General features: G+C 66.5%; 10 protein-coding genes. 6 read left to right on the top strand and 4 right to left on the bottom strand.

Features of this window, described 5'->3' with window-relative positions; genetic code table 11:
* Window positions 1–10: 10 nt before the first annotated feature.
* Window positions 11–2,854 carry an EAL domain-containing protein gene (locus tag CTR55_RS25765; RefSeq protein ID WP_296290519.1) on the bottom strand — a complete coding sequence of 948 codons (2,844 nt, stop codon included), beginning with the start codon at window positions 2,852–2,854 and terminating at the stop codon, window positions 11–13.
* A 175-nt stretch (window positions 2,855–3,029) separates the two neighbouring features.
* Between CTR55_RS25765 and uvrD the strand changes: the two genes are divergently transcribed.
* Window positions 3,030–5,210 carry a DNA helicase II gene (gene uvrD / locus CTR55_RS25760; RefSeq protein WP_296290518.1) on the top strand — a complete coding sequence of 727 codons (2,181 nt, stop codon included), beginning with the start codon at window positions 3,030–3,032 and terminating at the stop codon, window positions 5,208–5,210.
* A gap of 102 nt (window positions 5,211–5,312) precedes the next feature.
* Here uvrD and CTR55_RS25755 read toward each other — a convergent pair whose 3' ends face one another.
* On the bottom strand, window positions 5,313–7,070 hold the full coding sequence (locus CTR55_RS25755; RefSeq protein WP_296290517.1) for a cation:proton antiporter: 1,758 nt from the start codon (window positions 7,068–7,070) through the stop codon (window positions 5,313–5,315).
* A 258-nt stretch (window positions 7,071–7,328) separates the two neighbouring features.
* Here CTR55_RS25755 and CTR55_RS25750 point away from each other — a divergent pair, with 258 nt between their 5' ends.
* From CTR55_RS25750 to CTR55_RS25740, 3 genes are all read left to right on the top strand, one after another.
* Window positions 7,329–8,213 carry a Tim44 domain-containing protein gene (locus CTR55_RS25750; RefSeq protein ID WP_296290516.1) on the top strand — a complete coding sequence of 295 codons (885 nt, stop codon included), beginning with the start codon at window positions 7,329–7,331 and terminating at the stop codon, window positions 8,211–8,213.
* Window positions 8,214–8,406: 193 nt separating this feature from the next.
* A complete protein-coding gene (locus CTR55_RS25745; protein WP_205338258.1) occupies window positions 8,407–8,808 on the top strand; it encodes an SMI1/KNR4 family protein in 402 nt (133 codons plus the stop codon).
* Window positions 8,809–8,911: 103 nt separating this feature from the next.
* A complete protein-coding gene (locus tag CTR55_RS25740; protein WP_017521498.1) occupies window positions 8,912–9,124 on the top strand; it encodes a YgdI/YgdR family lipoprotein in 213 nt (70 codons plus the stop codon).
* An 8-nt stretch (window positions 9,125–9,132) separates the two neighbouring features.
* Here the strand turns inward: CTR55_RS25740 and CTR55_RS25735 are convergent, their stop codons facing one another.
* A complete protein-coding gene (locus CTR55_RS25735; RefSeq protein WP_296290515.1) occupies window positions 9,133–9,798 on the bottom strand; it encodes a GntR family transcriptional regulator in 666 nt (221 codons plus the stop codon).
* 74 nt (window positions 9,799–9,872) lie between these two features.
* On the bottom strand, window positions 9,873–10,661 hold the full coding sequence (locus CTR55_RS25730) for an SDR family NAD(P)-dependent oxidoreductase (RefSeq protein ID WP_296290514.1): 789 nt from the start codon (window positions 10,659–10,661) through the stop codon (window positions 9,873–9,875).
* Window positions 10,662–10,788: 127 nt separating this feature from the next.
* On the opposite strand from CTR55_RS25730, the gene CTR55_RS25725 reads away from it, so the two are divergent.
* Window positions 10,789–12,183 carry an aspartate aminotransferase family protein gene (locus CTR55_RS25725; RefSeq protein ID WP_296290513.1) on the top strand — a complete coding sequence of 465 codons (1,395 nt, stop codon included), beginning with the start codon at window positions 10,789–10,791 and terminating at the stop codon, window positions 12,181–12,183.
* Window positions 12,184–12,322: 139 nt separating this feature from the next.
* Window positions 12,323–13,690: a glutamine synthetase family protein gene (locus tag CTR55_RS25720; protein ID WP_184594999.1), complete on the top strand. Its 1,368-nt coding sequence runs from the start codon at window positions 12,323–12,325 to the stop codon at window positions 13,688–13,690.
* Window positions 13,691–13,783: the final 93 nt, after the last annotated feature.

Below are 13,783 nucleotides of genomic sequence, written 5' to 3'. Positions count from 1 at the left end.
GGCTCTGGCCTCAGAGCCGGTCGCTGCGCTCCAGCAGGGCGAGACATTGCTCGGCCGGCAGCGGCTGGCTGATCAGGTAGCCCTGGATCTCGTCGCAATCGTTGGCACGCAGGAAGCGCAGTTGCTCGGCGTGCTCGACGCCCTCCGCCACCACTTTCAATTCCAGGCTGTGCGCCATGGCGATGATCGCGCGGGTGATGGCCGCGTCCTCGCCACGCTCGGAGAGGTCGCGGATGAAGGTCTGGTCGATCTTCACGTAGTCCACCGGGAAGCGCTTGAGGTAGCTGAGCGAGGAATAACCGGTGCCGAAGTCGTCGATGGCCAGTTTCACGCCCATTTCGCGTAGCTGGCGGAAGGTCGTGGTGACGCTCTCGACGTTGTCCAGCAGCTGGCTTTCGGTCAGTTCCAGCTCCAGCAGGTGCGAGGGCAGGCCGGTTTCCTCCAGCACGGCGCGGACCTGGTCGACCAGGTTGCCAGTGCGCAACTGGTGCACCGAGAGGTTCACCGATACCCGCAGCTCGCGGCCCCCGCGCTGCCACGCGCGGGCCTGCTGACAGGCACGACGCAGGACGAATTCGCCGATGGCGCCGATCAGCCCGGTCTCCTCGGCCAGGCCGATGAAGTCGCCGGGCGGCACCATGCCCATCTCCGGGTGGCGCCAGCGCACCAGTGCCTCGGCGCTGTCCAGGCGTTCGTTGGCCAGGTTCAGCTTGGGCTGGTAGTGCACGTCCAGCTGGCCTTCGTCGATGGCCTTGCGCAGGCGGGTTTCCAGTTGCAGGCGCTCCAGGGTGCAGGCCTGCAGATTGTCGGTGAAGAACTGGAAGGTGTTGCCGCCCAGGTGCTTGGCATGCTGCATGGCCATGTTCGCCTGGCTCAGCAGCGCGGAGATTTCCCAGGCGTTTTCCGGCAACAGGCTGATCCCCACCGAAGCGCTGACCACCAGCTCGTGGCCGCCCACGGTCATCGGCGTGCGCAGCTTGGCCAGCAGACGGCTGGACAGCCGCGCCAGCGCGGCGAGGCTGGCATAGGAGTCGATCAGCACGGCGAACTCGTCGCCGGACAGCCGCGCGATGGTGTCGGCTTCCGGCACCGTCTGGGTCATGCGCCGCGACATCTGTCGCAACAGCTGGTCGGCGACTTCATGGCCGAGGCTGTCGTTGAGCAGCTTGAAGCGGTCCAGGTCGATCAGCAGCAGCGCCGCCGTGCGGCCTTCCTGGCGGGCGCGCTGGCTGGCCTCGTGCAGGCGCTCCTTGAACAGCGTGCGGTTGGCCAGCCCGGTGAGCTCGTCGTAATGCGACAGGTAGCGCAGGCGCTCCTCGGCATCGCGGCGGGCGGTGAGGTCGGCGAAGAAGCCAACCACCTGGGCGACCTGCCCGCGACTGTCGCGCACCACGTTCAGTTGCAGCCACTGCGGGTACAGCTCGCCGTTCTTGCGTGTCTCGATCAGCTCGCCCTGCCAGGTGCCCAGGCGCTCCAGCTCGGCGCGGATCGACTGGTAACGGCGCAAGGCTTCCGCCGAGCCCATCAGGCGCGCGACGTTGTGCCCCAGCACTTCCTCGCGGCGGTAGCCGGTCAGGCGGGTGAAGGCCTCGTTGAGGGCGATCAGCCGATAGTCCGGGTCGAGGATGATGATGCCTTCGCTGGCGGCCTCGAACACGGTGGCGGCCAGGCGCTGTTCTTCCTCGCGCAGCTTGCGCGTGGAGATATCGGCGCGGGTGCCGACCATCCGCGTGACCTGTCCGCTGCCGTCGCGCTCCATCACCCGGCCGCGGTCCTCCACCCAGACCCAGTGGCCGGCGGCATGGCGCACGCGGTACTCGATGCGGTAGCCGTCAGTGCGGCCCTTCAGGTGTTCGACCAGTGCGCGGCGCAGCAGCGGCAGGTCATCGGGATGCAGGCGCGGGCGCAGGTCGTTGCGCACGCTCTTCACCACGTCCTGGGTGATCCCGAAGATCTCCTCCAGGTGCGAGTGGTGCACTTCATCGGTCAGCAGGTTCCAGTCCCACAGGCCCAGCTCGCTGGCTTCCAGCGCCAGGGCCAGGCGCGCCTCAGTGTGCGTCAGCTGCACGCTGCCCGCCTCCACCCGCTCTTGCAGGGCGTCGCGGGCGCGGCAGAGTTCGCGTTCGGCGCGGCGGCGCTGCTCGACTTCGCGCTCCAGGTCCTGGTTCAGCGCCTCGGCCTGCGCCTTGGCGCGCTCCAGGTGCGCCACCAGCGCCTGGGCCTGGAAGCGCCGCAGCAGGCCGACATGGACCACCCGGTGAATCTGCCAGGCGACCACCAGCAGCGCGGCCAGCAGGATTACCCCAAGCACACCCCAGCCTTGCTGCAGCGGGTTATCGCTGATCAATAAATAGGCAATGGACGGGAACAGGCAGGGCAAGGCGAAGGTCAGGAAGGCCGGCAGGCTGACCGCATAGGCAACGCTGGCGGACAGGATCGCCGCGGCGATCAGGCCGAACACCAGGGATTGCTGGAGGAAAGCGTTCGGCGGCACCAGGGCGATAGCGGCAAACGCCAGGGTCAGGCCGGAGGCCCCGGCGCCGAACAGGAAGGTGCGCTGCCAGTGCGGGCTGGCCTGGCGCTCGGCGCTGGCAGCGTTGAAGGCGGACACCTGGATCAGCCGCAGGACGGCCAGCAGCACCAGCGAGATCAGCCAGCCGGCGAGCAGCCCCTGGCGCACGTAGTCCCACAGCAAACCGGCACAAGCCAGGCCGTTGAGCAGCATGAGCAGGGTCGGCACCCGCGAGCCCTGATAGAGCAGGCGCGTGCGTTCGACGGCAATTTCGTGAGCGTACTGCTGGCGGATCTCGGCATGGCTCACCGGGATCGCCGAAGGCTCTACATAAGCAGTCATAGGCGTTTTTCTTGTAGGTTCTGGCCTAGGCGTCGGCGGAGCATACCCGAGGAGATAGCCCCACCCAAGCAGGATGATGGCAATTGGCTGCAAGCCCTCCCAACTTTCGTCGGGAAGACGCCGAACGGCGGCCCGGTTTGCCGGGGAAAACCGCCCGTCGGTAGAATGCCGCCCCATGAACGATGACATCTCCTACCTGCTCAACTCCCTCAATGACCCGCAGCGCCAGGCCGTGGCCGCGCCGCTGGGGCGCCAGCGCGTGCTCGCCGGCGCCGGGTCCGGCAAGACCCGCGTGCTGGTGCACCGTATCGCCTGGCTGATCCAGGTCGAGAACGCCTCGCCGCACAGCATCCTGGCCGTGACCTTCACCAACAAGGCCGCTGCCGAGATGCGCGCGCGCATCGAGCAGCTGCTGGGCATCAACCCGGCCGGCATGTGGGTTGGCACCTTCCACGGCCTGGCGCACCGCCTGCTGCGGGCGCACTGGCAGGAGGCCGGGCTGCCGGAGAACTTCCAGATCCTCGACAGCGACGACCAGCTGCGCCTGGTCAAACGCGTGGTGCGCGAGCTGGGCCTCGATGAGCAACGCTGGCCACCGCGCCAGGCGCAGTGGTTCATCAACGGCCAGAAGGACGAGGGCAACCGCCCGCAGAACATCCAGGCCGGCGGCGACCTGTACCTGGCGACCATGGTCAGCGTCTACCAGGCCTACGAAGAAGCCTGCGCCCGCGCCGGCGTCGTCGATTTCGCCGAGCTGCTGCTGCGCTCGCTGGACCTCTGGCGCAACCGCCCGGGCCTGCTGGAGCACTACCAGCGGCGCTTCCGGCACATCCTGGTGGACGAGTTCCAGGACACCAACGCCGTGCAGTACGCCTGGCTGCGTTTCCTCGGCAAGGGCGGCGAGAGCCTGATGGTGGTGGGCGACGACGACCAGTCGATCTACGGCTGGCGCGGGGCGAAGATCGAGAACATCCAGCAGTTCGGCGATGACTTCGCCGGCACCGAGGACATCCGCCTGGAGCAGAACTACCGCTCCACCGCGACCATCCTCAAGGCCGCCAATGCGCTGATCGCCAATAACAGTGGGCGCCTGGGCAAGGAGCTGTGGACCGACGGCGTCGACGGCGACCCGATCACCCTGTACGCCGGCTTCAACGAGCACGACGAAGCGCGCTACATCGTCGAGACCATTGAGGACGCCCTGCGCAAGGACGGCTTGAAGCGCAGCGAAATCGCCATCCTCTACCGCTCCAACGCCCAGTCCCGCGTGCTGGAAGAGGCGTTGCTGCGCGAGAAGATTCCCTACCGCATCTACGGCGGCCAGCGCTTCTTCGAGCGCGCCGAGATCAAGAACGCCCTGGCCTACCTGCGCCTGATCCGCCTGCGCGACGACGACGCCGCGCTGGAGCGGGTGATCAACGTGCCGCCGCGCGGCATCGGCGAGAAGACCGTCGAGGCGATCCGCAACGCCGCGCGCCACAACGGCACCTCCATGTGGCGCGCGATCAACGACGTGATCGCCGCCAAGGCCGTGGCCGGCCGCGCCGCCAGCGCGCTCAATGTGTTCCTGGAAACCGTCGACCTGCTGGCGGTGAAGGTAGAAGGCCTGCCGCTGCACCAGATGACCCAGATCGTCATCGAGCAGTCCGGCCTGATCACCTACCACAAGGAAGAAAAGGGCGAGAAAGGCCAGGCACGGGTGGAAAACCTGGAAGAACTGGTCAGTGCCGCCCGCGCCTTCGAGACCCCGGACGAAGAGGACACCCCGCCGCTGGTGGCCTTCCTCGACCACACCGCGCTGGAGTCCGGCGATACCCAGGCCGACGCCTTCGAGGACAGCGTGCAGCTGATGACGCTGCACAGCGCCAAGGGCCTGGAATTCCCGCTGGTGTTCCTCGCCGGCGTGGAAGAAGGCCTGTTCCCGCACAAGATGAGCCTGGAAGAACCCGGCCGTCTGGAAGAGGAACGCCGCCTGGCCTACGTGGGCATCACCCGCGCCATGCACCGCCTGGTCATGACCTACGCGGAAACCCGCCGCCTGTACGGCAGCGAGACCTACAACAAGGTCTCGCGCTTCGTCCGCGAAATCCCGCCAAGCCTGATCCAGGAAGTGCGCCTGTCCAACTCGGTGAGCCGCCCGCTGTCCGGCAACCAGCGCAGCGGCAATCTGTTCAGCGGCGCCAGCGTGCCGGACACCCCGTTCAGCCTCGGCCAATCCGTCCGCCACCCGCTGTTCGGCGACGGCGTGATCCTCAACTTCGAAGGCTCCGGCGCCCAGGCTCGGGTGCAGGTGAACTTCGACAGCGAGGGCAGCAAGTGGCTGATGATGGGGTACGCGAAGCTGGAAGCGATCTGACGCGCTGACGCGGGTTTTTGCCCTTCGTAGGAGCGAGCTTGCTCGCGAACCGACTCCACAACGGGGCTGGTTCGCGAGCAAGCTCGCTCCTACAGTCAATCCTCAGTGATGCCCGCCGTTCTGCTCGAAGGTCTCGATCAGCGCCACCTGCATCCGCGAATGCACGCGGATGAACCAGCGCCAGAACACCGCGATCACCAGTGCGGCGATCAACGCCACCACCACCAGCAGCTCGCCCGGCGGCAGGATGCTCGAACTGAGCGCCGCCAGCAGCAGCATCATGCCGCCCAGCGACAGCAGCGGGATCAGCTCGGCAATCACCCGGCGCACGCGGGCCGTATGACGCCCGGCGCTCTCCGCCTTCACGCCCATCTCCGCCAGCAGCATCGCCAGGGCCTTGAGCTTGCGGTAGGCGGCGATCAGGAATGGCAGCGACAGCAGCAGCGCGGCGCCCCAGATCAGCGCCTTGTGCAGCGCTTCGGGCTCGACGAACTGCGCCAGCCACTGGCCAATCTGCCCGGCGAAGAACGCCAGGGCGAAGAAGATGCCGATCACCAGGGTCAGGTTGACCCCGACCTGCAGCAGGATGCGGCGGATCATCCCGGCGAGGATCGCCTTGTCGCCGCGCGGCTTGATGCTGCGCAGCCATTCGCCATACAGGCTGAACACCCGCACCATGGGCGACGGCAGGCTGCGCCCCAGGTACAACGCCAGCGGGTCGGCGGAGCGGATCAGGTAGGGCGTCAGCAGCGTGGTAATGGCCGACACGCCGACCACCACTGGATAGAGGAAGTCGCTGGTCACGCCCAGGCTCATGCCCAGCGCGGCGATGATGAAGGAGAACTCGCCGATCTGCGAAAGGCCCATGCCCACGCGCATCGAGGTACGCCCGTCGTTGCCGGCAATAAAGGCGCCAGCGCCGCACGAGACCAGCTTGCCCGCCACCACCACCAGGGTGATCACCAGGATCGGCGCGGCGTAGTCCACCAGCACCTTGGGGTCGATGGTCAGGCCGATGGCGACGAAGAAGATCGCGCTGAACATGTCGCGCACCGGCTCCATCAGGCGTTCGATCTGGATCAGTTGGCGCGACTCGGCCATGATCGCGCCGATCAGGAAGGCGCCGAGGATCATGCTGTACTCCAGCTTCACCACCAGCAGGCAGAAGCCGAAGCACAGGCCGAGTACCGTCACCAGCAGCATCTCGTTGCTTTCGAATTTCGCCACGTAGGCCAGCAGGCGCGGCACCAGCAGGATGCCGACGACCAGCGCGACGACCATGAACAGGCTGAGCTTGCCGACCGTGGAGAACACCTGGTCGGCCTCCACCGTGCCGCTCACGGCGATGCCGGAGAACAGCGCGATGATGCCGATGCCGAGGATGTCCTCGATGATCAGCACGCCAAAGATCAGCTGGGCGAAGCGCTCGTTCTTCATCTTCAGGTCGCCCAGCACCTTGATGATGATGGTGGTGGAGGACATCGCCAGGATCGCGCCGAGGAACAGCGAATCCATGGTGCTCCAGTCGAACAGGCGGCCGATCTCGAAGCCGGCCCAGATCATCAGGGTGATTTCCAGGAACGCGGCGATGAACGCCGTGGCGCCGACCTGGAACAGCTTGCGCAGGCTGAACTCCAGGCCCAGGCAGAACATCAGGAAGATCACCCCCAGCTCGGCGAGGGTCTTGATCGTTTCTTCGTCGTGCACCAGGGCGAACGGTGGCGTGTGCGGGCCGATGATCACCCCGGCGATGATGTAGCCCAGTACCACCGGCTGCTTGAAGCGGTGGCAGAGGATGGTGACGAATCCGGCAATCAGCATGATCACCGCGAGGTCCTGGATGAAGTCGATGGCATGCATGGTCGGCGGTCCTCGCGGCGGGCTGGTCAGGGGAACGCGCGGCTGACGGCCTCGCTCAGCGAAGCCTATCATTCGACTCCTCCGACAGGCGGTTCTGAAAGAATCAGTAACAGACTGATTTGGAAAGGGAATCATCCGCCCCCATCTAATGCCTGGGCCCCAGACAGGGCAACAGCGCGAAACAAAATCCGGCTGGCCCTCCTCCATCGAGGGCGGCAACATGACGCGCGTCGAATACCAACCAAGAGAATGACCACCATGAAGCGCTTTCTCAGCCTTGCCATGGCCTTCTGTGTCGCCGTGACGCTCAGCCTCGACGTCAACGCCGCCAAACGTTTCGGTGGCGGCAAGAGCATGGGCTCGGCGCCGAGCCACCAGACCCGTCAGGCGCAACCCAACGCCGCACCGAATTCCCCCACTGCCGCTGGCCCGGCCGCAACCGGTGCTGCCGCAGGCGCTGCCGGTGCTGCTGCCAAAAGCGGTGCGTCGCGCTGGCTCGGCCCGCTGGCCGGCCTCGCCGCCGGTGGCCTGCTCGCCTCCATGTTCATGGGCGACGGCTTCCAGGGCATGCAGTTCCTCGACATCCTGATCATGGCGCTGATCGCGTTCATCGCCTTCCGCTTCATCGCCTCCCGTCGCCGCCAGCAGCAGGGCAACCAGCCCGCCATGGCCGGTGGACATGCGCCGATGCAGCGTGAAATGCCGGCCGCTCCGCCGTCGATCTTCGGTGGTGCGTCCCGTCCGGCGATGGACAACCGCCCGGTGATCAACGCGCCGAGCTGGTTCGACGAGACCCGTTTCATCGGCGCCGCCCGCGAGCACTTCATGTCCCTGCAGCAGCACTGGGACGCCAACGAGATGGACAAGATCGCCGAGTTCGTCACCCCGCAGATGCTGCAGTTCCTCAAGCAGGAGCGCGCTGACCTGGGCGAGGGCTACCAGTCCACCTACATCGACAACCTCGACGTGCAGCTTGAAGGCGTGGACGACCAGGCCGAGAAGACCATCGCCACCCTGACCTTCAGCGGTGTCTCGAAGTCCTCGCGCTTCGACCAGGGCGAACCCTTCAGCGAAAGCTGGCGCATGGAACGCCCGCAGGGCGAGAACCAGCCCTGGCTGGTGGCGGGCATCCGTCAGAACTGATCCTGCGCGCGACACTGAAAAAGCCCGGCGAATGCCGGGCTTTTTCGTTTCTGCCGCCCGCCTCGCCAAGACGCACGGCAGCTCCCGCTGGCCCGCCGCTCGTCCGGACAACGCCCGTGCAGTGGCCTTGCGCGGAGGGCCGGCTACTACTGTATAAAGCGCGCCATTCGTCGAATAGAGAGAGACCCCGTCTGTGGAAGATGTGATCGAGAAACTGCGTGAAGCGAACGAGCCGGTTCCGGTACCGCTGGAACTGCCGGACGAAGAGCTGCTGGTGGAAATCGAGGAAGCCCTGCTGATCGGCATTCCGTCGGAATTCCGCGAGTTCCTCCTGCTGGTCAGCGACGTCGTCTACGGCCGCCTGGAACCGGTCACGGCCACCGACCCGCAGTCGCATACCTACCTGCCGGAAGTGGCTGCCGTAGCCTGGGCCAGCGGCCTGCCGCGCGAGCTGATTCCGCTCTGCGCCGATGGTGACGACTACTACGCGGTCGCCGAGGACGGTGAGGTGATTCTCTGGGCCGACGGCGAGCTCACCGAGGAGACCTGGGACTCCGTCTGGACCTGGGCACGCGACGTATGGCTGGATACTTGAAGGCAGGTATCGGAATTTCCTGAAACTTCCATGGTCACACAGGCAACCCAGCGTACGTCCAGCCCTTGCTGTCCGGGCGGGTACGATGCCCCGTGGAGAAACTATGAAGTTGAAAGCCTTGTTCACCTGCCTGTTGCTGCTCGGCCTCGCCGGATGCGCCGACAAGGCCGTGGTGACGCTGCAGGATGGCAGCGAAATTCTGGTGAAGGATCACTCCGACTACGACAAATACAATGACTACTACGAGTTCGAACAGCTCAACGGCGAGACGATCCTGATCAAGAAGGACAACGTCCGCTTCATCAAGACCCCCTGAAGGGCGCCCTAGCGCGCCCCCAGCCTTCCCCCGCTTTCCAGCTCCAGCAGGTTGAGCAGGTACTGGCCGCAGTAGCCCAGGTCCTGTTCGATGGCTTTGCGCGCGCCTGCGCCATCGCCGCGCTCCAGCGCCTGCAGGGTGTCTTCGTGGAAGTCGTTCAGGCGCAGCGACAGGTCGGCCTCGGTGAACAGCCGGTTGAAGAAGGGCCCGACCTGCAGCCACAGCGCCTCGATCATGCGCAGCAGCGTGGGGTTGCCGCACGCGCGGTAGAGCGTCAGGTGGAATTCGCTGTTGGCCGCCAGGTAGCCCTGCACGTCACGGGCGTTCAGCGCGTTTTCCATGCGCGCGGTGCAATCGTGCAGCAGCGCCAGGTCAGCGGGCTTCAGGTGTCTGGCCGCATCTTCCACCGCCAGTCCTTCCAGCGATTGCCGCACCTGAAGAATCTGCAGGTAGCGCTCGCGGGTCATTACCGGCACCCGTAGCGAGCGCTGCGGCTCGCCTTCCAGCGCGCCCTCGGCGACCAGTCGCTGCAGGGCCGCGCGAACCGGCATGGGGCTGGTGCCCCATTCATCGGCGAGGTCGCGGATCTTGAGCCGCTCGCCGGGCTGGAAGCGCCCGCTCAGCAGGGCCTGCCGAAGGTTCTGGTAGAGCTGTTCCTGAAGGTTGTCGGCCATTGCGATTCACCCCCGGCCAGCCGGCGGCGCCGGCAGTTGGGCGAAGGTCAGGCTGCAGTCGTGCTTCATCGTGCTTATCCCTTGTTCTCGATCAGGCAGTTGCCGCCATCCACCACCAGCACTTCGCCGGTGATGTAGCTGGCTTCGGGCGACGCCAGGAAGGCAATGGCGGCTGCCACCTCCTCCGGACGCCCGGAACGGCCGAGCGGCGTGCGCCGTCCGGCCTGGATTTCTTCGTCAGTGCTGGAACCGGTAGCGATCCAGCCCGGCGCCACGCTGTTGACCGTCACCCCGCGGCGCGCCACTTCCAGAGCCAGGCCCATGCTCATGCCAAGCATCCCGGCCTTGGCCGCGCTGTAGGCGGACTCGCCCGGATTGCTCCCACGCACGCCGGTGGTCGAGCTGACATTGACGATGCGCCCGTAGCCGCGCTCCAGCATCCCCGGCAACAGCGCGCGGGTGAGCAGGAAGGCGCTGGTCAGGTTGCGCGACAGCGACAGGTTCCAGGTCGCCAGGTCCATCGCCGCCAGTTCGGCGAAGGGTTCCGGGCTGCCCTGCATGGCCATGCCGGCGTTGTTCACCAGCACGTCTACGCTTCCCCATTGCGCCTGCGCCCATTCGGCCAGGGCGCGAACGTCGGCCTCACGGGTCAGGTCGGCCGGCAGCGCGCGGGCCTCGAAGCCTTCGGCGCGCAACTCCTCCGCCCGCCGCAGAACGCGCTCACTACTGGCCGTGAGCAGCAGCTTCGCACCGTTGCGCGCCAGCCGGCAGGCACTGGCGAAACCGATGCCAGACTCGCTGCCGGCGCCGCTGACCAGGGCGACCTGACCGGCCCAGGCCGATGCATTCGTGACGTCATTCATGGATGGGCTCCCATTTTGTGATCACAGAATTCGTTGCAGGGCAGATTATCAGGCAGTCGATCTGCTGTATTGACATTTTTGTGATCACAAATGGAAGATGTGCGAAATAACAAACGAGGTGTGCAACATGACCGCCAGCGGAATCGCCCAACCGGCCGTGGATCTTTTCACCGCCCGCGAGCGCCAGCGCTTCCTGGAACAGAATCCCAAGTCCGTCGCCCTTGCCGAGCGCGCGCACCAGTCGCTGTACGCCGGCGTGCCGATGCACTGGATGGCCGACTGGTCCACGCCCTGCCCGCTGTTCGTCGAACGCGCCCAGGGCGCCCGCTTCTACGACGTGGACGGCCATGACTACGTGGACTTCTGCCTGGGCGACACCGGCAGCATGTTCGGCCACTCCCCGGCGCCGATTGCCCGCGCTCTCGCCGAACAAGGTGCGCGCGGCCTGACCACCATGCTCCCCGGTGAAGACGCGGTAGTCTGCGGCGAACTGCTCGCCGCACGTTTCGGCCTGCCCTACTGGCAGGTGACCGCCACCGCCACCGACTCCAACCGCTACGTACTGCGCTGGGCCCGCGCGGTGACCAAGCGCAAGACCCTGCTGGTGTTCGACGGCTGCTACCACGGCACCGTCGACGACGTGATGGTGCGCTACCGCGACGGCGAAACCGTGCACCGCTCCGGCCTGGTCGGCCAGGCCTACGACCTGACCCAGCACAGCCGCTCGATCCCCTTCAACGACGTGGCGGCGCTGGAAGCCGCGCTGGCCCAGGGCGACGTCTGCGCCCTGCTGTGCGAGCCGGCGATGACCAACATCGGCATGGTCCTGCCCGATCCGGGCTTCATGCAGAAGTGCCGCGAGCTGACCCGCCAGTACGGTGCGCTGCTGATCATCGACGAAACCCACACCATCTCCACCAACATCGGTGGCTGCACGAAGCTGTGGAACCTCGACCCGGACTTCTTCGTGGTCGGCAAGCCGATCGCCGGCGGCGTGCCCTGCGGCATCTTTGGCTGCAGCGCGGAGATGGCCGAACGCATGGCCGCCTCGCGCCAGAGCGCCCAGGAAGACAGCCATGGCCACGGCCACAGCGGCATGGGCACCACGCTCTCGGCCAACGCCCTGGCCATGCACTGCATGCGCGCTAACCTGGAACAGGTGATGACCCAGGCGGCTTACGAGCACATGCTGCCGCTGGCCAAACGCCTGGCCGACGGCTTCCGCCGCCTGATCGCCAAGCACGACCTGAAGTGGTCGGTGACCGAACTGGGCGCGCGCAGCGAGTTCCAATTCTGCCCCGTCTCCCCGCGCACCGGCGCCGAGGCCGAAGCGGCCTTCCACGACGAGCTGCAGATGGCCCTGCACCTGTATCTGATCAACCGCGGCATCCTGATCACGCCGTTCCACAACATGACCCTGTGCTGCCCGGACACCACCGCCGCCGACGTGGATCGCCTGATCGAGACACTCGATGCCGGCATCACCGAACTGCTGGCGATCCCCGGCGCGCGCGAGGCCTGACCCTGTAGGAGCGAGCTTGCTCGCGAACGCTCTCCTGCAGGTCTGCAGCGGGGGGCGGGTTCGCGAGCAAGAACTGGGCGTCCCCCTCGTTCCTACGAAGAGCAAACACCCCCGGCGCACCGCGCCACCGAGGACCACCATGCAATTCGCCGATCGCCAGGAAGCCGAAGCCTTCCTCGCCGCCCATCCGGACGTGCGCAGCATCGAACTGTTCATCATCGACTCCAACGGCATCCCGCGCGGCAAGCTGCTGCACCGCGACGAGCTGCTGGCGATCTACGACAACGGCCGCCCGCTGCCCAGCTCGATCCTCGCGCTGACCGTGCAGGGTGAAGACGTCGAGGGCACCGGGCTGGTCTGGGAAGTCGCTGACGCCGACTGCTGGACCTATCCGCTGCCCGGCAGCCTGACCCTGCAACCCTGGCGCGCCAGCCCCACCGGCCAGCTGCAGGTGAGCATGCACCCGACCCAGGGCCTGCCCGCCACCCCGGCCGACCCGCGCCAGGCGCTGTCCCGCGTGGTCGACCGGCTGAAGGCCGACGGCTTCCACCCGGTGATGGCGGTGGAGCTGGAGTTCTACCTGCTGGACAAGCAGCGCGACGCCAATGGCCGCCCGCAGCCGGCACTGCAGATGAACGGCATCCGCCCGGAAGCGCCGCAGGTCTATGGCGTGTATGAGCTGGAGCAGCTGCAGCCGTTCCTCGACGACCTCTACGCCGCCTGCGAAGTCCAGGGCCTGCCGGTGCGCACGGCAATCTCCGAGTACGCGCCGGGCCAGGTCGAGCTGACCCTGGAGCACCGCTTCGACGTCATGCAGGCCATCGATGAAGGCGTGCGCTACAAGCGCCTGGTGAAGGGCGTGGCGAACAAGCACGGGCTGCAGGCCTGCTTCATGGCCAAGCCATTCGGCGACCGCGCCGGCTCCGGCATGCACCTGCACGTCAGCCTGGCCGATGAGCAGGGCAACAACCTCTACGCCAGTGAAGACATTCATGGCACCCCGCTGCTGCGCCACTCCATCGGCGGCATGATGGCGCGCCTGCTGGATTCGCTGGCGATCTTCTGCCCCAACGCCAACTCCTTCCGCCGCTTCCAGGCCAACAGCTACGCGCCACTGGCCAAGAGCTGGGGGGTGAACAACCGTACCGTGTCGTTCCGCGTGCCCGGCGGCCCGGCCAAGAGCCGGCACATCGAGCACCGCATCTGTGGCGCCGATGCCAACCCCTATCTCGCAGCGGCGGCGATACTCGCGGCCATCCACGAAGGTATCCGCGAGCAGATCGACCCCGGTGCGCCCATCGTCGGCAACGGCTACGAGCAGGCCACCGAGTTCCTCCCCACCGACTGGCTCACCGCGCTGCGCGCCCTGGAAGCCTCCACCTGGGCCCGCGAGGCGCTGGGCGAGGAATTCCTCAAGGTGTTCCTGGCGATCAAGTGGGAGGAGTTCCGCCAGTTCATGGGCGAGGTCGGCGAGCAGGATTGGCGCTGGTATCTGCATCACGCTTGATCGCTGGCCGCATAGGCAAAAACCGTCAGCCCCCGGAAAACGGCTTTTGTAGGAGCGAGCTTGCTCGAGAACGCCTCCGCGCCGGAACTTGTT

Origin of the sequence: Pseudomonas sp., assembly GCF_002796985.1 — a bacterium.
Taxonomy (GTDB): domain Bacteria; phylum Pseudomonadota; class Gammaproteobacteria; order Pseudomonadales; family Pseudomonadaceae; genus Pseudomonas.
This window is presented reverse-complemented; position numbering and strand designations above follow the sequence as displayed.

Bases quoted from the DNA above. Each gene is read 5' to 3' on its own strand.
- CTR55_RS25755 (WP_296290517.1), bottom strand. From the start codon at position 7,070: ATGCATGCCATCGACTTCATCCAGGACCTCGCGGTGATCATGCTGATT.
- CTR55_RS25720 (WP_184594999.1), top strand. From the start codon at position 12,323: ATGCAATTCGCCGATCGCCAGGAAGCCGAAGCCTTCCTCGCCGCCCAT.
- CTR55_RS25730 (WP_296290514.1), bottom strand. From the start codon at position 10,661: ATGAATGACGTCACGAATGCATCGGCCTGGGCCGGTCAGGTCGCCCTG.
- uvrD (WP_296290518.1), top strand. From the start codon at position 3,030: ATGAACGATGACATCTCCTACCTGCTCAACTCCCTCAATGACCCGCAG.
- CTR55_RS25725 (WP_296290513.1), top strand. From the start codon at position 10,789: ATGACCGCCAGCGGAATCGCCCAACCGGCCGTGGATCTTTTCACCGCC.
- CTR55_RS25750 (WP_296290516.1), top strand. From the start codon at position 7,329: ATGAAGCGCTTTCTCAGCCTTGCCATGGCCTTCTGTGTCGCCGTGACG.
- CTR55_RS25765 (WP_296290519.1), bottom strand. From the start codon at position 2,854: ATGACTGCTTATGTAGAGCCTTCGGCGATCCCGGTGAGCCATGCCGAG.
- CTR55_RS25735 (WP_296290515.1), bottom strand. From the start codon at position 9,798: ATGGCCGACAACCTTCAGGAACAGCTCTACCAGAACCTTCGGCAGGCC.
- CTR55_RS25740 (WP_017521498.1), top strand. From the start codon at position 8,912: ATGAAGTTGAAAGCCTTGTTCACCTGCCTGTTGCTGCTCGGCCTCGCC.